Origin of the sequence: Paenibacillus tyrphae, from assembly GCF_000722545.1 — a bacterium.
Lineage (GTDB): Bacteria > Bacillota > Bacilli > Paenibacillales > NBRC-103111 > Paenibacillus_G > Paenibacillus_G tyrfis.
Window position 1 is genome coordinate 117,144 of sequence record NZ_JNVM01000012.1, and the last position, 17,760, is coordinate 134,903.

General features: G+C 52.0%; 17 protein-coding genes. 3 read left to right on the top strand and 14 right to left on the bottom strand.

The window, feature by feature from the left end:
• Positions 1–12 precede the first annotated feature (12 nt).
• Entirely contained in the window at positions 13–606 is a 594-nt protein-coding gene (locus tag ET33_RS16125; protein ID WP_036683539.1) for a sigma-70 family RNA polymerase sigma factor, read from the top strand.
• Positions 585–1,568 carry a DUF4367 domain-containing protein gene (locus ET33_RS16130; RefSeq protein ID WP_036683542.1) on the top strand — a complete coding sequence of 328 codons (984 nt, stop codon included), beginning with the start codon at positions 585–587 and terminating at the stop codon, positions 1,566–1,568. Before ET33_RS16125 ends, ET33_RS16130 begins: the two co-directional genes overlap by 22 nt.
• Before the next feature lie 125 nt (positions 1,569–1,693).
• On the opposite strand, the gene ET33_RS16135 is transcribed toward ET33_RS16130, so the two are convergent.
• From ET33_RS16135 to ET33_RS16175, 9 genes are all read right to left on the bottom strand, one after another.
• The gene (locus ET33_RS16135) at positions 1,694–2,527 is read right to left on the bottom strand and encodes a protein-glutamine gamma-glutamyltransferase (RefSeq protein ID WP_036683545.1); all 834 of its coding nucleotides are present in this window, start codon (positions 2,525–2,527) and stop codon (positions 1,694–1,696) included.
• 89 nt (positions 2,528–2,616) lie between these two features.
• Positions 2,617–3,933, bottom strand: a complete 1,317-nt coding sequence (locus tag ET33_RS16140; protein ID WP_036683550.1) for a deoxyguanosinetriphosphate triphosphohydrolase family protein — start codon at positions 3,931–3,933, stop codon at positions 2,617–2,619.
• 116 nt (positions 3,934–4,049) lie between these two features.
• A complete protein-coding gene (locus ET33_RS36455; protein WP_051775374.1) occupies positions 4,050–4,583 on the bottom strand; it encodes a hypothetical protein in 534 nt (177 codons plus the stop codon).
• A 34-nt stretch (positions 4,584–4,617) separates the two neighbouring features.
• On the bottom strand, positions 4,618–5,058 hold the full coding sequence (locus tag ET33_RS36460; RefSeq protein ID WP_051775375.1) for an Hsp20/alpha crystallin family protein: 441 nt from the start codon (positions 5,056–5,058) through the stop codon (positions 4,618–4,620).
• A 116-nt stretch (positions 5,059–5,174) separates the two neighbouring features.
• Positions 5,175–5,423, bottom strand: coding sequence for a spore germination protein (locus tag ET33_RS16155; RefSeq protein ID WP_036683554.1), 249 nt, complete (start codon positions 5,421–5,423; stop codon positions 5,175–5,177).
• 53 nt (positions 5,424–5,476) lie between these two features.
• Positions 5,477–5,704: a spore germination protein gene (locus tag ET33_RS16160; protein WP_036683891.1), complete on the bottom strand. Its 228-nt coding sequence runs from the start codon at positions 5,702–5,704 to the stop codon at positions 5,477–5,479.
• A 157-nt stretch (positions 5,705–5,861) separates the two neighbouring features.
• On the bottom strand, positions 5,862–7,805 hold the full coding sequence (locus tag ET33_RS16165) for an LTA synthase family protein (protein ID WP_036683559.1): 1,944 nt from the start codon (positions 7,803–7,805) through the stop codon (positions 5,862–5,864).
• 225 nt (positions 7,806–8,030) lie between these two features.
• Positions 8,031–8,555: a hypothetical protein gene (locus tag ET33_RS16170; RefSeq protein WP_036683563.1), complete on the bottom strand. Its 525-nt coding sequence runs from the start codon at positions 8,553–8,555 to the stop codon at positions 8,031–8,033.
• Between the two features lie 89 nt (positions 8,556–8,644).
• On the bottom strand, positions 8,645–9,640 hold the full coding sequence (locus ET33_RS16175) for an aldo/keto reductase (protein ID WP_036683567.1): 996 nt from the start codon (positions 9,638–9,640) through the stop codon (positions 8,645–8,647).
• Positions 9,641–9,803: 163 nt separating this feature from the next.
• Here ET33_RS16175 and ET33_RS16180 point away from each other — a divergent pair, with 163 nt between their 5' ends.
• Positions 9,804–10,640, top strand: coding sequence for an AraC family transcriptional regulator (locus tag ET33_RS16180; protein WP_063761656.1), 837 nt, complete (start codon positions 9,804–9,806; stop codon positions 10,638–10,640).
• 159 nt (positions 10,641–10,799) lie between these two features.
• On the opposite strand, the gene ET33_RS16185 is transcribed toward ET33_RS16180, so the two are convergent.
• From ET33_RS16185 to ET33_RS16205, 5 genes are all read right to left on the bottom strand, one after another.
• Complete coding sequence (locus tag ET33_RS16185) at positions 10,800–11,690, bottom strand: carbohydrate ABC transporter permease (RefSeq protein WP_036683571.1); 891 nt, start codon at positions 11,688–11,690, stop codon at positions 10,800–10,802.
• A gap of 15 nt (positions 11,691–11,705) precedes the next feature.
• Positions 11,706–12,596, bottom strand: a complete 891-nt coding sequence (locus ET33_RS16190) for an ABC transporter permease (protein ID WP_036683574.1) — start codon at positions 12,594–12,596, stop codon at positions 11,706–11,708.
• Positions 12,597–12,669: 73 nt separating this feature from the next.
• Positions 12,670–14,322 carry an extracellular solute-binding protein gene (locus ET33_RS16195; protein WP_036683578.1) on the bottom strand — a complete coding sequence of 551 codons (1,653 nt, stop codon included), beginning with the start codon at positions 14,320–14,322 and terminating at the stop codon, positions 12,670–12,672.
• Positions 14,323–14,573: 251 nt separating this feature from the next.
• Positions 14,574–15,989: a response regulator transcription factor gene (locus ET33_RS16200; RefSeq protein WP_036683582.1), complete on the bottom strand. Its 1,416-nt coding sequence runs from the start codon at positions 15,987–15,989 to the stop codon at positions 14,574–14,576.
• Entirely contained in the window at positions 15,964–17,694 is a 1,731-nt protein-coding gene (locus ET33_RS16205) for a sensor histidine kinase (protein ID WP_051775376.1), read from the bottom strand. The genes ET33_RS16200 and ET33_RS16205 overlap by 26 nt, the downstream gene beginning before the upstream one ends.
• Positions 17,695–17,760: the final 66 nt, after the last annotated feature.

A 17,760-nucleotide genomic window follows, 5' to 3' on the forward strand; every position in this document is an offset into this window, starting at 1 on the left:
GGCCGGCCGCCTATGACAGACTCCGAATGGCAGTATTGGATCAAGCAAGCAAAACACGGAAACGAACAAGCGTTTCAAATGATTTACGAGCAAAGTAAAGACCACGTGTACCGCACGGTCACGCTTCTCATCGGAAGCAAACAGGACGCGTGCGACGTGGTCAGCGAGGTGTATGCCGAATTATTCAAGTCGCTCGCGAAATACGACGGACGCAAGCCGTTCCGCTCCTGGCTTACCGGCCTCGTGATCCGCCAAACCCGCAACTGGAACCGAAAGTTGTGGCGGAAATTCAGGCTGCACGAGCGCAGTAAATTGCTGGAAACGGAAGAGCGGACCCCGGATACGGAGGAGCTGTTCCTGCAGCATGAGCATCAGCACGAACTGATCGCTCTTGTCCATAAGCTGCCTTACAAGCTCCGGAGTGTCGTCGTGCTGCGGTATTATCAGGAGCATACCTTTGACGAAATTGCGGAACTGCTGGACATCCCGTCCGGTACGGTCAAATCGAGGCACCACGCCGCGATGGCCAAGCTGCGCAAGCAAGCAGCCCATTTAATCGAAACGAATGAAGGAGGGCTTGCCCCATGTCCATCGAAAATCAATTGAAAACCGAGCTTCAGCAATTTGCCGGAACCCTTCACGCCCCTTCACAGCTCGACGATCGGATCGCAGCGTTAATTCGGAAGCAAACCCGTATGACGGCTCCGTCCCTTAGACCCGGCAAACGTAAATACGCGACCCGGGCAGCTCTTATCGCCGCGTGCATCTTTCTGTTTTCCGGTATCGCCTATGCTTCCAACCTGCTCTATACGATGCAGTCGGATAAGGTTCGCGTGGAGTTGACCCAGCAAGCCGCGGCCACCTTGCCCGCAAGCCTGTCCGCCGAGCTGACGCAATCGGTACGCGACATCCGCAGCCAGCTCGCTTCGGGCGAGTCCGCTTACGTATACAGCGCGGAGCTTGAGAAGCGGAAGCTGCCGGCCCTGCTGAAAATTACCGCCCCCGCCGCCTATACGAACATCGACGCATGGAAAACGGAGACGAAGAAGCGCTTTGTCCCGTTCAAGACGCCGACGGCGCTGCCGGCCGGATTCGCCTTCGTACGGGCGGAGCTGGAGTCTCCTGTAAGCGGCATCGACGCTGCGGCCTACGAGCAGTACCATAGCTTGCTTCGAAAAAAAGCCGGGGCAGCAAACCAAACTATCGTCTGGCAAAAGGCGCCTTCGGCAGATAAAGCCGTCTCCCCGATGGATACGCCCGGGCTGGTCTATGCTAACGGGGACGGGGAACAAATCGAGGTGCGTTACCAAGTGTTCTCCGGAGACGATGCGGCGACCGACGTCCGCACCATAACCGGCGAATCGACAACTGCGGAGAAGGTTTCCGTTTCGGGCAAGGATGGCTATTATACGTTGAACCGCAACCATATGCTCAGCGAAACGGGCGCGATGCAAAGCTTGGCTTGGTTGGAGAAACAAGACGGCAGCACGATCCTGTACCAAGTGACGACTCCTTCGCTGAAAGTGTCTGAAGACGATTTGCTTCACATCGCGAATAGCTTGCAGTAACCTCCCGCGTCCGGTCAATGCTGTCTTGCGAGACAGCAGGGCCGGGCGCTGCCGCTTATCCCATGCAGCAAAAAGGGATCTCCGTGCGCGATTTCACGTGTCGAAAGATCCCTTAAAGCCGTGCTTCAGGCGTAAATAGCGGTTCTCCCGCCGATTCGAACGACAATCCGGCCGCGGGCTTCCGGCGGCAGCCAAGCAAGCGCCGTCTGGGAAATCGGAACCCGGGAAGATGCCGCCTCGTACAAATAAACGTAATTCGGATACGTTACCTGATCGATCAAATAGGCGGACTCGGTGCTTCCCTTCTTGCGGTGCTTGTTCAGCTTGGCAATGATGCCTGCCGCATTCGTGATGCCAATCCCATGGCCAAAATAGCTGTCGCTTCCGAGCTTCACCACGTTCTCTCCCTGCCACTCCATCCATTCCGGATCAACGTCGGGATTTTTGAAATACAGGATGTCTCCCGAATACGTTGGCATCTTCTCGGCAATCGTGATCAGCCGCAGGTCACTATCCACCTCCCACGAATACAAATACAGGTCGGCGAACAGCCGGTTGAACTTCTGATCTCCGATCGTCTCCAGCACCGCTTTGTACAGCACGATGATGATGGCGGTAGCGCATTCGAACGCGTAAGCCCGGCCGTTCGAGAAAATATCCCGGATCGCTTCGGAAGGCAATACGTCATGCCTCATCTGAAATCCGCCATTCTCGGTACGTATCCAATAGGCCGCGTTGCAGCGCGATTTTTTGAAGGAAGCGAACGACGCCGCGCTGTGCTGCAAATCTTTGGCCGCTTGGACAATCGCCGTCCGCAGCCTGAGCTCGAAGCGCAGCGCTCTTTCCGAATCATATTGATACGTCGTGGGGTTCCTGTGTTTCTCCTCGTAGATGTCCCTCTCGGGCGGTTCCCAGCCGGATATATCGACCGACGTTTGGCCGTCCGCAATAACGATCATAGGGACCGGTCACCTCCTCATCAGAGATGCGACACTAGCGCTCGCTCCCAGTATATGCCGGAGAGGGCAAGGATCAGACCCCAAAAGCCTTAATCCATCTCATAGATCGAGCCGGACTTGCTTGCGAACAGCTCGGCGTATACCTTCTCCGCGTAGGCATCCGTCATGCCGGAGAGATAGTCGGCCACGAAGCGCGGCCACGTCCAGCGGTTTTTATGCCGTTCGTAATTTTCGATCCAATCGGGCGGAATGATCAGGTGCCCTTCCTCAGGCACCTTGAAGCTGTCCCACAGTCGCCGTATCATAATTTCGCTGCGCTTCTGGAGCCGCTGCACGCGGAAATCTTTGATTAGCGTCACCCAAGCCAGCTTCTTCAAAATTTCCATCGTCCGCAGCAGCTCCAAATCCTGCTGTCCGTCGCGAACGAACGTGACCCGCTTCCAGCCTTTCTTCGGATCGTCGATAATGCCGACCCGCCCGGCAAAAGCGCTCACCCAGCGGGCTTTCATCTCCCTGCGGGTCCGCGAGACCTCGTTGTCGCACTCGGCGTAGATTTCCTCCCACTGCTCCAGATACGAAGCCAGCACACGCTTGACCATCGCCTTGATATCGACCTGGTCCCAGCCGACCTCCAGGTTCCCCTGGTCGCCCTCGATCTCTTCCACGAGATGCATAGCCAACCGGTCGTCCTCGAAAAAGGTCCGGTTCATCTGAATTTTGCCGGCGCGGATGCCGTCCTCGATATCGTGCGTCGAATAAGCGATGTCGTCGCTCAAATCCATCAGCTGCGCCTCCAGCGTCGAGCAGCTGGCCGGCATGTTCCATTTGTCGCGAAGGCAGCTGATACCTTCCCATTCCATCGGATACACACCCTTAATCCGTCCGGGCGTGTCCAGATTATAAGGGTATTTATTAATCCCAAGCAGCACAGCTGCCGTCAAATCGAGGCCGCTGCCGCTGCCGGCGCGCTTCTCCAGAAACATCAGCAGGCGGAAATTTTGCGCATTGCCTTCGTAAGCCAAGCCGTGCTCTTCGGCAAGCAGCCGGTCCAGCACTTCTTCCCCTTTATGCCCGAACGGCGGATGTCCGAGATCATGCGCGAGCGCAGCGCATTCCACGACAGCCGGGTCCATCATCAAGCCAGGGTGCTCCTTCCGCCGCAAAAACTCGTAATGCTCGCCAAGCCGCCGCGCTGTCTCGCGGGCAATTTGCGACACCTCAATCGAATGCGTCAGTCTTGTCCGATAGTAGTCGCCGGTCCCGGCGCCGAATACCTGCGATTTGCCCTGCAGCCGCCGAAAAGCCGGGGATTGGATGAGCCGCGCATAATCCCGCTCGTATTCGTCCCGTTCTTCGCTGAACGTCCCGGCCACCGGTTCGTCCAAACGCAGTTTACGCAAGTCCATAATAATTCCCCCCGCTACTCTGCTTTCCTATGTCATGAAAAATAACATCATAGGTTGTTGAGCAAATTGTAGCATATTCCTTTTGCAAAGGAAAAGGGGCGCTTTATGGGCTTGTCCTACGTCCTGCTGCCGAAACGGATGCGGGGGCCTCCATGGTGCGGATCGCTTCCCCGAGAAGCCGGGGCAGATTTGTTACCCTGATCCGGATTGCCGTTCTCCCCGGATTTGTGATCCGCTGCAGCTTTGCCGTCAAAGGCGGGCTTGCCCTCCGTTGTGGGATTCCCGCCTGCCTTAGATTTGCCTTCCGACTTAAGATTACCGTCAGCCACGGGCTGGCTTGTGCCGTTCCCGCCCCCGTCGGCTTCCTTGCCGTACGTATACGCTGCTCCGATGTTTAGCTTGCCGCTCAGCTCCCGGATACCCAACTGTCCGAGGTTGTTGTTCAGATCGACATGCTCGACAACCACCTTCTCAATAGACAACGATTGGATCACGATGGCCGGCTGAGTCTGCCGGTCCTCCAGCTTCTCCATCAGTTGGTTCAACCGTTCTTCCAGCTGACGGAGCCGCTGCGCTTCTTCCTGATTGCCGCCTTGCTGTGGAGGCGCGTTGGAATTGGACGTTGTCCCGAAAAGCGATTTCCTATTCATCGTATCCCCACTTTGTTTGGTAATAATCTCAAAGTTATTCGATCTCGATATGTTCATCTTTGCGCCGCGTACGCTCGTAGTTTAGAATCAACAGTCCCCGTTCGAAGTGGGCATGAACCGGAGACTGCTCTCCGAGCTGCGGCAGCGGGATCGTACGCTCGAACGGTCCGTAAAAGCGTTCTTTATGAAGAGGTATGGCGTTATCCACCGGCGGCTTCGCAATGCCCTGAACGGTCAGTTCATTGCCCGACAGCGTCAGCTCCACGTCCTCCTTGCACAGCCCGGGAAGCTCCAGCACGACCCAATTCTCCTCCTCCCGCTCGTACAAATCATACGCCGGATAACCGCTTGGCTTACCGCCTTGCGCGCCTCCAGAAGGCGCTTCGCCATGGGTATCGAATACACCCTTCCAGAAATCCCCTTTTTCAAGCTTCTGCGCCAGCTCCATCCACTGCTTCAGTTTATCCATCTCCATAACCCCGAAGCCCCCCAAACGACCGTTTGCACCTTAGGCCACACTTCAGGAACAAAGGCCCACGCTTCGTTCCTAGTCGAACGCTCTTGCCCCTTCCGCCCGCAACCCGCTGAATGTTAAACGGTATTCACGACCGGCGTGATTGGGCTGCCGAACGTATTCTGATTTTGATCGATAACATCCGGGTCCACTCCAGCATTGATCATCAGCGAAGAAACGGGGGAAAAGTCCCCGTTGGCAAAGTTGGCGCCGACTACTTTCACGTTGACCGTATGACCGCTTTGCACCGTCGTGCCGAAATCAATGTTCGCGTTTTTGGACAATCCATTTGTCTTAATATTAAAAACATTAATAATGTTGGGCATCGTTGGCGCCTCCTTCTGCTTGCAAGCCCGCTGGTAAAGCTATAGCATACGCTTTATTTGGGAGAAATCGTAATCTCCCCTTGATCGTTCAGATCGGGGTCGATATAAATATTGCGCATCTCGGACCGTGGCGGAGAGCCGTCCCCATAGGACGCATTGGTCCCCTGTGTTTTGGAACGCACCGAATGGCCGTGGTGGAACGTTTCCCCGATGCTGAAGGAGCCATTATTCGAGATGCTGTTGATTTTGATATAAAAAATATTAATCGCCGGCGTCGTCACAAGAACCCACCCGCTTTCGGCATTGATTCTATATTGTATGCGCGGAAAGGCAGTCATTTGCCCGCCAAAGCAAAAAAAGCGCAAAAAGACGGCTGGACCTTTTGTCCAACCGTCTTTTTGTTGCTGCAAGCAATCCGTTATTCAGCGTCGCACGGCGCTAATGCCCGTCGGCATTCGGTACGGCTCCCCCGCCTCCCGGATCTGCCGCCCCGGCGGCAGAAGGAGCTCCGGTATATTTGGCGAGATACTGCTTTCCGAACAGTTCATCATATTGAAGCTCCCGGTACTTCTCCACATCGGCAGCGGCCGAAGCCGGAACCGACGCATGCATCTGTCCGTCCGAATCGATGACGAGATTGCGCAGCAGACCCGGAACCTTCTTGGACAGCTCGGCATTATACGCCAGCGCGGCAGGCTTCTCCATCTGCAGCCGGTCCAGCACGTAGGCGCTCAGGAACGAGTTGCTCAGCACCGGCACCTGCTCCTTCGCCATGTCGAAGTTGGACCACATCACAAAAGGCACGCTGTGCATCTTTTTCAGCTCCTCCAGCGACCATTGATCCGATTTGGCCGTATGAATGAACCCGGACTGCACATACGCGTCATAATCGTAACCAAGCATCGGCAGATGATCGCCGTAGAACACGATAATCGTCGGCTCGTTGGAATTTTGGAAATGATCGATCAACAGCTGTAGACTGCTGTCCGCATCGCGGGCACCGTGCACGTACGTTTCCAGCGTATCGCGGGCCGTATCGTCAAGGTTGCCTTGAACTTTAATGGGATTGTCGCTGCCGTAGCGATGATCGTCGTAAGGGCCGTGATTCTGCATCGTGACCGCATAGATGAACGTTGGGTTGGCGTTGGACTCCACTTCCTTGATAATGCTCTTGGACACCTCGTCATCCGCGATGAAATCGCCGCGGTACTCGGGATTCTGGAAGCCGTCCTTGCTCTGGAAGCTGTCGAAGCCCATATGCTTGTAGACGTTCTCGCGGTTCCAGAACCAGCCTTCGTACGAATGGATCGCCGCGCTCTTGTAGCCGAGGCCCTTGAAATAGCTGGCCATGCTCGGGATCGGCTTACTGATGTACTGCTGATACGGCACCGACCCGGCCGGCAGAAAGCTCATGGACTGCCCGGTCAGCACCTCGAATTCTACATTGCTTGTTCCGCCGCCGAACTGCGGCGATAGCAGATAGCCCGACGTGCTCTCCTGCTCAAGCCTGTGAATGGTAGGCACCGGATCTTCGCTGAAGGTCACGTTCGGCAGCAAGGTCGGGTCCCAGAACGCTTCGTTCATAATAAAAATGACGTTCGGCTTCACTCCGCTTGCCGCGTTCGCCGTCGACGTACCGACCATTTCGTTGAGACTTTCGGCCAAATTGGCCATGGTAGGCTCGCTGTAGCCCGGCGGCTTCGGTACGATCGTATTTTTTACGTTCATGGTGAACGCCAAGGATAGCCCGTTCGTTCCGTAGTTTTCCTGCTGGTTCCAGACGATCTCGTTCACTCCCGCCCGGTCCAGCAGCGTTCCGACCCACGGAGCCCGCACGCCGAAGCTGTACAAAGCGAAGATGCACAGCGCGCCGAGGACTATCCGGGTTACTGGGCGCAGCGACAGCCGCGGCACCCACAGGCGGAACAGGAAGATCACGGCCACGATGGCGAAAACCAACCCGATCCGCACAAGGGCGGTATGCGTTGTGACCAGCGGCAGGATGTTCATGCTCTCCTTGTTCAAGAAAATATCCCATGGAAAGAAGGGCTCGCCAATCAGCTTTACCTTGAAATAACTGATCAGCGATACGATCGACAGCAGCAGGGCGCTAATGCCGGCAGACAGCACTAGCGACCCGATGATACAGTAAATCAATACAAATACCAGAAACACAATCAAAGCATTCAATCCGAACAGCTTCCAATTAGCAATTAGCCAAGTCCAGGTCTCGTGTACGGTTCCCCGTCCTATCAGTTCCATGCCAAATACCAGAAGCAGGGGAATTCCGATCATTGCGGCAACGATAAAGCTGTTCCATCCCACGCGGGCAAGCTTTGACCGTGATGACTTTGGCTGTCCTTGGACATCCAAGGGACGCATCGCTTCTCACACTCCTATCAGCCCGCACATCGTTCTTATTGCGGAATCGATTTTTAACTTATTGTAAAGGTTAAATATTAAAGAAAAATGAATTTAAGATGAAAGGGAGAAATTGGCCCTTGCGGCTCAGGACTTTATCCCCGTTATCGACAAAAAAGAACAGGGCTTGCTCCGGAGAGCTTTACCTGCTCTTTCTTATTACCCAGATTTACAAAAGATTAACACCTATGGGGCCGATGGCTGCCATTTTTTTATTTTATACAGCCGCCACTCGTTGTCAAAATCATGATACAGCTCGGCCCATTCGTTGCCTTTTTCGTACAAATCCTTGTATTTCGTATTAATGGCGCTTTTATCGGCGTTCGGCAGCGGCCGCGGAATCAGAATATAATCGACGCCGTTGCCGGGCGGATCGTTCTTGGCCTTCTTGAAGTCATAATCGCTCGTAATCAGAAATTTCTTCGTATTGCGGCTGTTCACCAGAATCGTGAACGCAGAGGCCGAGTCGGTCAGGATGGTCGCATCCCCCATATGCTCGTCCAGCCACTTCGCCACGGACCGGTCCAGAATCTGGCTCTGGTAATATTTGTTCCCGCTCTTGATCGTCAGAAACGTGTTCTCGTCAGGCGCAATTTGCGGGTTGGTCACCGCATACGACAGCAGCACGGAAGTCGCCAGCAGTCCGGCAGCCGCAACCGTGAAGGCGGCCCGGCGCTTCCGGAGCAGGCCTCGTAAGGAATGCGGTCTCATTGCAGAATAGCCATTCCAGTACGATGCACAAAAAAAGCCGTGCGCCGGCTCTTGGACTTTCCGAGTTACGCACGACTTGTGCCGAAGGCTTACTTGCCGCCAAACACGGCTTCGATCCGCTCCAGCTCTTCGCTGCTGAATTCGAGCTTGCTTACCGCGCTAACGGCATCCTCGATCTGGCTTACTTTGCTCGCCCCGATGAGAGCGGAGGTCACCCGGCCGCCGCGGAGCACCCACGAAATCGCCATCTGCGACAGCTTCTGGCCGCGTTCCCGGGCGATGTCGTTCAGCTTGCGCACTTTGCCCATCACTTCGTCCGTCAGCTCCTCCGGCTTCAGGAAAACGCTCGAACCGGCCGCGCGGGAATCCGCCGGAATTCCGTTCAAGTAACGGTCGGTCAGGATGCCTTTGTAAAGCGGCGAGTAGGCGATGCTGCCGACGCCTTCCCGCTCCAGCAGATCCAGCAGGCTGTCTTCGACCCAGCGGTCCAGCATGGAGTAGCGCGGCTGATGAATGACACACGGCGTGCCGAGCGACTTCAGCATGGCGATCGCCTGCTCCGCCCGGTCGGCGCGGTAGTTCGAGATGCCGACATACAGCGCTTTCCCTTGGCGCACGAGGTGGTCGAGCGCGCCCATCGTTTCTTCCAGCGGGGTGTTCGGGTCCGGACGGTGATGGTAATAAATATCGACGTAGTCCAGCTTCATCCGCTTAAGGCTCTGATCGAGACTCGCGATCATATTTTTGCGGGAGCCCCATTCCCCATAAGGCCCCGGCCACATGTAATAGCCCGCTTTCGTCGAAATGATCAGCTCGTCGCGATAGTTTTGGAGATCGGAATGGAGTATTTTGCCGAACGTTTCCTCTGCCGATCCCGGAGGCGGTCCGTAGTTGTTGGCCAAATCGAAATGCGTGATGCCCAGGTCAAAGGCGCGCCGGACCATAGCCCGGCCGTTCTCATAGATGTCGCCGCCGCCAAAGTTGTGCCACAAGCCCAAGGAAACGGCCGGCAGCTTCAGCCCGCTGGCTCCGAGCCGGTTATATTTCATCGTGTCATACCGGTCGCCGCTCGGTAAGTAGGACATATTCGTATTTCCTCCTTCATCCAAGTGATTTTTCCTGCACTTTCTTGTTCCATTGTAGCGCGTTCCATTGGAAAATCGTATGTCAGCATGCTGGACAAATATAGTATAATGTCACTTGATTCTCCTCAGGGCGAGTCCGATTCATGGAGCGGAGGTGGCGATAGTGTGTGCCTTTACGTATGTTCACAGGCCCGGACCGCACGAAGCGGGTACGGACTTGAAGCTGTATTATTGCGGGATGGAAGACTGCGCGCCCGGACATTCTTGGGGACCCGGTCTGAAGGATCATTATAAAATTCATTATGTCCATCGCGGACGCGGCGTGTACCGGACTCCCTGGCATACGTACGAGCTGTCGGCAGGATACGGCTTTCTCGTGTCCCCGGATACGGTTTCGTCCTATCAGGCGGACCTTGACGAGCCTTGGACGTATTCTTGGGCGGCTTTTAACGGAGTGCAGGCGAAGCATTATTTGCAGCGGGCCCGCCTCAGTCCCGAGCAGCCGGTCTTCGAGTGCCGCAGGCCGGAGGTCATCGAAGGCTGTCTTCAGCGCATGTTCGAGGCGGGCCGGAGGTCCCCGAGCCGGGATATGAAGCTGTTGGGCGCGTTGTATGACTTTTTGTCCATACTGACCGACGAAGCTTATGAGGAAGAGGATATGCCGCCGGAAGCTTTTGTTCCGATGCGAGATAAGTATGTAAAACAAACGTTGGAGTTTATCGAAACGAATTATTCGAGGAATTTTACGATCGAAGAATTGGCTCATTCAATCGGTCTCGGCCGGAAATACTTGTCCCGGCTGTTCAAAGAAGCGCTCGGCGTATCGCCACAGCACTTCCTCCTCCGGTATCGTATGGACAAGGCCTGCGAGCTGATAAACAACGGCGCGCTGTCGATCGGTCAGATTGCCTATTCGGTCGGCTATAAGGACCAGCTGTTGTTTTCGCGCATGTTCAAGAAGATGAAAGGCCTGGCTCCCAGCCATTACAGGAACCGGTAGGCTTGGCGGCGCTGCCGCCTCAGCCGACCCGTGAAACCTCCGTGCCGGTTTCCCGGAAAAACCCGTGAAACCTCCCGCAAGAAGAAAAGTTTTTTGCAAAGGGGCGTTGATTGAATCCGTCGCTGCAAGGCAGCCGGTCAAACGTCCAATGTTATGGAGCTATTCCTTGACAGAACCGAGGGTGATACCGTGAATAAAGAACTTTTGCAGGAAAGGATAAACGACCAGAATCGGAAGCATGGCGATAAAGATTTTAGCTGCATTCAAGGTCTGGTTGGAAATTTCGTTCAAGCGCTTTAATGTTTCCGAATCCGTATTAAATTGAGCGGGATCAATCTGGACGACCATCTGCCGAATATAGGTTTGCAGCGGATAATTTTCAGGCTTCGTCATAAAGACCAGCCCGCTAAAAAACTCATTCCAGTGCCCGACAATACTAAACAGCGAAACCGTAGCAAGGACCGGTACGGAAAGCGGTATGAACAGTACGAACAAAGTGTACCAGGGGCCTGCTCCGTCCACCAAAGCCGCCTCCTCCAGTTCCTTGGGCAAGTTCCGGAAGAAGTTCATCACTAGGATCACGTTGAATATAGGCAACCCGCCAGAGAGTACCAGAACCCAAATGCTGTCGATGAGCCCGTAAGCCTTTACGGTTTGGTAAAGCGGAATAAGTCCGCCGTTAAACAGTAAGGCAAACACCAGCACCCACATAAGAATGTTTCTTAAGCGAAAATCCCGGTTGCTCTTGGATAACGGGTAAGCCATAAGCACGGTGACGATGAAGCTGAGAGAAGCCCCCAACACGACACGCTTCACGGACACCCAGAAGGAAAGGAAAAATTCGCTGTCCCGCATAATTTGCTGATAAGAAACGAAGTTAGCTCCAATCGGCCATAAACGGACGATGCCGGCGGCGGCGGCCGATTTTTCGCTTAGCGAAACCATCAGCGTATACCAAATAGGAAGGACGCACAGAAGCGCCACGGATACCAATACAAGGATGAGGATGACGTCGAACACTTTGGAGACGGCAGTCGATTCTTTAACCATATCAGCGCTCCTTTCTTAGAAAATCCGGTAGCTTGTAAATCGGTTGGCGAGATAATAGGAAATGGTGATCAAGATAAAACCTACCGCTGATTTTAACAGTCCTACGGCCGTAGCCAACCCATACTGCAAATTCAGCAGACCTTCGCGGTATACCCAGGTATCGATAATATCACCGGTGGAGTACACAAGCGGATTATACAGGTTAAAGATTTGATCGAAGCCGGCATTGAGCACGTTGCCGAGGCTTAAGATGAGAAGCAGGAAAACCGTCGGCGCTATTCCCGGAAGCGTAACATGGATGAGACGATCCCAACGGCTCGCTCCATCCAACGCCGCCGCCTCGTAGAGGGAAGGATTAATACCCGTCAATGCGGCCAAATAAATAATCATATTAAAACCAAATTCCTTCCATACGTCGCTGCCCACAACAAGAAATGGAAACAGCTCCGGCTTTCCCATAAACAGAATCGGTTCGATGTCGAACATGGAAAGGAGGTTGTTGACCGGTCCGGTATACGAGAAGAGATCGATAATAATCCCGCTGAGAATAACCCAAGACAGGAAATGAGGCAAATACACCAGAGTCTGTATCCACCTCTTGAACATTACGATCCGCACTTCATGAAGCAGCAGGGCAAAAATAACCGGAATGATGAGATGCGCTGCTATCTTCATCACCGCGATAAACAAGGTATTAAAAAATATAAGTTTGCTGTCATTGAGCGAAAACATATATTCGAAATGATCCAATCCAATCCATTTCGAGTCCATCACGCCACGAACAGGATGATAGTCCTTGAACGCAATGAGAATCCCAAACATCGGAACAATGCTGAACATGACTAGCCATACGTACCCCGGGAGAAGCATTAGATAATAATGTTTGGCGAATCCCTTGTTTTTCAAGCCGCCTTCCCTCCTTATATCCGATCAATAAAGACGCCGGACCAACGCCGACGCCCTTCGTTTGCAACTCCTGTTATTTCATCGTTTGTTCGATTTCTTTCGTCACTTGATCGCCGCCTTGCTTCTGCCAGTCTTTAACGAATTGATCGAAAGAATCCAGCGGGGCAGAGCCCATGATGATTTTTAAGAACGATTCTTTTTCCAGTTTAAGCAGGTTGGTCCACTTGTTTTCCATCGTTTGGGTACGTGTATAGGACAAGCTTTTGATTTTATTCACATTCGGATCGAAATGGTTTCTTCCTCCTACGAACAAAGAATACGAACGCATGAAATCCTTGTCAGCCATGTTCCAATACTGGATGTCCATGTTATCGTAAGGCTGCAATTTGGTGTTTTTAATGGTTTCCAGCGTATTTTTCAACAGCTTATACTCCGTGTTGTCCGCATAGTCTTCCGGCTTCTTGGCGCCCGCCAACACCTCTTTCGCAGCTTTCATCTCGAACCCTATTTCGTCGAGAGGCGCAAAGAAGTTGCGGATTAGCATGAATTCGTTCCCGTATTTAGACTCGTCTCTAAGGTAAAAATTATTGATCTTGATCGGTGCTTCCGGATTCGCATAACCTTTGCGTACAACAAGGAATGTGTTCGAAGGATTCGTTGTCATGACGTTGTACTTGCCGTTCTCTCCCAGCGGCAGCGCATAAGCCTGCCAGTTCGCCTTCGGATCGTTCTGCCAGGCGCTTGGCAGCGGCCAATACCCCCCATAGAACCCGCAGAAGAACATGCCGGCTTTTCCGCTGATCACAACTTCTTCCGGCGTCTTGCGAATGCCTATTTCCTTATCGATGAGGCCTTTAGCGTACATATCTCGCAACTTGGCAAGAGCCTTTTTGGCTTCCGGCATGGTAGAACCGTACACCGGCTTCCCGTCGGCGCCCTTTACCCAAAATCCCGGATAGGCGTTATAAGCCGAAAAAATGGCGGTAAAGTCAAAATTAGGCGGACCTTGGGTAAAATCGTTGTACAAGCCCGTGCCTGCCGCAAGACCGATGGTGTCCGCTTTGCCGTTTCCGTCAGGGTCCTGTTCCACGAAAGCTTTTGCTACCTTTTCCAGATCCTCAATTGTTTTCGGAGGCTGCAGTCCAAGCTTATCCAGCCAATCTTTACGAATCCACAGCCAGCTGAAGTCTTCCGCGGTTACGGACGGAACAGCCATGATCTTGCCGTCAAAGGTTACTTGGCTCTTGGCGAGCCCATCCGTGCTTTCAACGATTCTTTTGACAGCGGGAGACGCAAATTTGTTGTAGGCATCGGTTAAATCCTCAATTTCTCCGGCTTTCATCATTTGATTCAGCTGTACCTGGTTGACTACCATCGCATCAGGTAAATCGTTGCTGGCGATAGCCAAATTCATTTTTTGATCAAAATTCGTTTTGGCGACCTGCCAAGCGATTTTCAGATCAATATTCAAGCTTTCTTTGATCGCTTTATTCCAGACATTGTTTTCGGGAGTTTCCCCTTTACTCGATTTAAAGCTCGGATCCACACTGTATGCGATATTAAGGGTAACCGGTTTCTCGTACTTTCCAAAAGGATCGGCAGCCACAGCCGGTTGAGAATTTGCTGCCGTGCTGCCCGTTGCACTTGGCCCGCCTGACGTGCTGGAACACGCCGTTACGGTAACCATAGAAGCAGCGAGTAGAACCATGACGGTTTGTTTTGACATGTAATCCCCTTCTTTCGTATCATTCAGCCTTGATTTTAGTATAAAAGATATAGACGATACTCTGGGATAGGAAACGAGCGCAAATCCAGGTAGACAAATGCATGCAATTTATACGTTCATCCAGGTGTGCATACAATCGTTTTCTGACATCTGTCCCCCCTTGAATTGAACATTTATCTACCCGTACAAAAAGAAAAGGCGCCGTCTGTGCGAGCGCCTTTCCTCTTTTTGACCGTCCGCAAGATTTCCGCTCATTTGCCTTTTCGATGCGTCATCCGATATTCGCTCGGAAGCATGCCCGTTAACTCGCGAAAAATTCTGCTGAAGTATTTTTCATCGGAATACCCGGTTTGTTCGGCAATCCATGCAATGGTATCGTTCGTATTAAGCAAATACTCCTTCGCCTTTTCGATTCGAACGGAGCGAGAAAACTCGTTGAACGTTTTCCCGATAATATCTTTAAAGCATTGACTGAAATAACTGCGGCTTATGTTCAATCGTTGCGCCAATTGGGCTGCCGTCAGAGGCCGATTGATTTCGGCTTGAACCATCGAAACTGCTTTTGTCATGCAATCTATAATTTCTTGGGAGTATGAAGCGTGCCCTGTGGATTCTTGAATGTCTCTTCGGAGCTTGCTTAGCCATTGTTCGACCTGAAACCAGGAGTGAAAAGCGTGGATCCTTTGAATTTTACCCATTGGAGTCTGGGCAAACAAGCGGTTCCACTCCATCACAAGCGAATATAACAGCCCAAGCAGCTGGCTTTTATGCAGTCTCAGCGATTTCATATCGCCAATGAGCTTCTCATATAAATCATCGTTATGGAACCAGCCTGAAGTCAGCCAGCTTTCCTTTACCCTTGCCAGCTGTTCGTCATCCGGATCAGCATACGATTCGAAACCGTCTTTCATGGAGGCGGAAGCAATGGGACAATCCGGCTGATACTCGTAAAACAATTCCTTCTCCGCATAAGCTCTGACCCATTGCTGAATCTCCTTCCACGAACGTCCATGGAGATCGGATAAAATAAGCAGCATGCTGGCCGGTAACGTGCGCGTCTTCTCCGATAAGGTTTCAAACAGCCTGCTCTCTTCCCCCTTCATCGGCAACCCGATCCAACTGCTGCGATCCGCTTCCATCAAGGCATCGTCCGCCTCAAGTTTCAGTTCATGAAGCCAATTAGGGCCGGACTCGCGATCTAAAGACAACAGAACGAATCCCTTCTCGTATACTTCGTTTACTTCATCGGGAATAAAGGTCTTTTGACTTTGGCGACTTTGGGACATTTGCTCGCTTATCCGGCCGGCGATTCGGCCAAGGACCTCTTCAAACTGCTCCTTCTCCAATTGTACCTTGGCAATGTAATCGATAGCTCCAAGCCTGAGCGCTTCCTGTATATATTCAAAATCCTGATGGAGCGTTAATACGACCATGTGGAGATGAGGATAATGTTTACGGGCCGTCCGCATTAATTCGATCCCGGACATCACCGGCATAGCCAAATCGGTCAACAATAAATCGACGGGCTGCGATTCCAGGAACTCCAACGCTTTCGCACCATTATTAGCTTCACCGACAACCTGCATGCCAAACTCTTGCCAAGGCATAGCCGAAATCAGACCTTTGCGGACTAACTTATCGTCATCCACTATAAGTACTCTTATCATTGCCGGTTTTCCCCCCAATACTAGGCAAGGTGAGTAACACGCTCGTGCCCTTACCGATTTCACTCTTTATTTCCAGCTTCGCTTTATCCTCATAGCGAGCCTCCAGCATTCGCTTTACATAATTCATACCGATTCCCATGCCGACCTTCTTCTGTTCCACCGTGCGATTATTCAGCAGCTCGCGAATCGTTTCCTCCGACATCCCCGAACCGTTGTCATGTATTGAAATCTGTATATCCTTATCGAGTATAACGTTAACTTGAATATAGCCGTCATCACTCAACCCGTGATAAAGGGAATTTTCAACAAGGGGCTGAAGAATAAATCGTGGAACGGGCATGGTCAGCACATTCTCGTCCACTTCAATCCGCACATCAAATTGAAAGTCGTATCGGATTTGCTGCAAAATCAGATACTGTTTCAATGCGTCGATCTCTTCCTCAATCGTGGAGGCTTGCCCCAATTTACCCAGGTTATAATACAGTAATTTGTTTAAGGATTGGACGAGCCGGTCGATCTCTTGCTGTCCGTTCATGACGGCCAACCAATGGATGGTGTCCAGCGTATTCATCAGGAAGTGGGGGTTAATCTGATAGAGCAATTTTTCAACTTCGAGATCTACCCGATTCTTCTCCTTTTCCTTCACCTCGTTAAACAAATCCCAGATTTGCTCTCTCATCCGCGAGAATTGGCTTAATAGATGATCAAATTCGATAATGCGAGTTTGTTGTCGATGATGGGTCATCACTTTATTTTGGGACATCCATTTAATTTCTTTATGAAAAAGGTTCAGCGGCCTGTACACCATCTTCCATAGCAACCAGGCCAGCAATAAGGTAACGCCAAGAAACAGAAGCGATACAAGAAGGATTTGCAGGATCCATCTGTCTTTCTCCAAGTTATAATCAGCCTGTGAGATAACGGAGACAACACTCCAGTCTTGAGCCGAAGTCTGCTTAAACCAATGATAGCCTTTGTATAATCCGGCCCCCTCCCCTTTAGAAAAATCAGGAAATTGAGCCCCGTTAGCAAATACCTCCGGAACCTCGCTGTAGGCAATCCGACCGTGACCATCTAGAATAAGGTGGGACAAAGCCCCTCCGTATTGGTCGTTGTTCAAAATATCTTGCGTTAACCGGAAGCCGGATTCGATATAGACATAAACGTCATCGCGGTCCGGCAGCTCCACCTTTCTTAACGCAGACAAGACCACTTGATCGTCAAACTGGTTCATGCTGACATGGGGACCGTAATAGGCAATGCCGTAATATTGGGCAAGCAGCGGCAACTTTTCCGGTGAAAAATTTTCTTTTATTGGGAAATTCGCAAACTGGACGGTACCTTCCTTCTTAAAATAGTACATCGTCAACCCGATGTTCGGGTTCGTAAATGTGATGAGGTTCAGCTCGTTTTCCAGCTCTTCTCTGGATTTCATCCGTTGGAACGGATCCTCCGATTGCCGGAGCACCTCGTCCAATTGCTTGCCCAGGGTGCCGCGGTAAGCCAATTGCTGCGAGATATGATTCAAATTGCTGATCGAATTCCTTAAGGAAAGCTCTACCTGTCTTAAATTGCTTTTGATTCCGCTTTCAACTTTGTTACCGAAAATGGAATCAATCGTGTAATAAGAAATGAGAAAAATACTTAAAAAGGGAGCCAAGGAACTGAAAAAGAATATGAGAAAAATCCTTCTCTTTAATGTCACCGGGAATGAACCCCCTTCAGAGTTCCTTGAGTAAGCGTTGCTCATAAAGCCGCTAAAGAAGCTTGG

What these genes read in the sequence shown, in the direction of transcription:
- ET33_RS16125 (WP_036683539.1), top strand. Translation starts at nt 13, where the DNA reads ATGACAGACTCCGAATGGCAGTATTGGATCAAGCAAGCAAAACACGGA.
- ET33_RS16130 (WP_036683542.1), top strand. Translation starts at nt 585, where the DNA reads ATGTCCATCGAAAATCAATTGAAAACCGAGCTTCAGCAATTTGCCGGA.
- ET33_RS16135 (WP_036683545.1), bottom strand. Translation starts at nt 2,527, where the DNA reads ATGATCGTTATTGCGGACGGCCAAACGTCGGTCGATATATCCGGCTGG.
- ET33_RS16140 (WP_036683550.1), bottom strand. Translation starts at nt 3,933, where the DNA reads ATGGACTTGCGTAAACTGCGTTTGGACGAACCGGTGGCCGGGACGTTC.
- ET33_RS36455 (WP_051775374.1), bottom strand. Translation starts at nt 4,583, where the DNA reads ATGAATAGGAAATCGCTTTTCGGGACAACGTCCAATTCCAACGCGCCT.
- ET33_RS36460 (WP_051775375.1), bottom strand. Translation starts at nt 5,058, where the DNA reads ATGGAGATGGATAAACTGAAGCAGTGGATGGAGCTGGCGCAGAAGCTT.
- ET33_RS16155 (WP_036683554.1), bottom strand. Translation starts at nt 5,423, where the DNA reads ATGCCCAACATTATTAATGTTTTTAATATTAAGACAAATGGATTGTCC.
- ET33_RS16165 (WP_036683559.1), bottom strand. Translation starts at nt 7,805, where the DNA reads ATGCGTCCCTTGGATGTCCAAGGACAGCCAAAGTCATCACGGTCAAAG.
- ET33_RS16170 (WP_036683563.1), bottom strand. Translation starts at nt 8,555, where the DNA reads ATGAGACCGCATTCCTTACGAGGCCTGCTCCGGAAGCGCCGGGCCGCC.
- ET33_RS16175 (WP_036683567.1), bottom strand. Translation starts at nt 9,640, where the DNA reads ATGTCCTACTTACCGAGCGGCGACCGGTATGACACGATGAAATATAAC.
- ET33_RS16185 (WP_036683571.1), bottom strand. Translation starts at nt 11,690, where the DNA reads ATGGTTAAAGAATCGACTGCCGTCTCCAAAGTGTTCGACGTCATCCTC.
- ET33_RS16195 (WP_036683578.1), bottom strand. Translation starts at nt 14,322, where the DNA reads ATGTCAAAACAAACCGTCATGGTTCTACTCGCTGCTTCTATGGTTACC.
- ET33_RS16200 (WP_036683582.1), bottom strand. Translation starts at nt 15,989, where the DNA reads ATGATAAGAGTACTTATAGTGGATGACGATAAGTTAGTCCGCAAAGGT.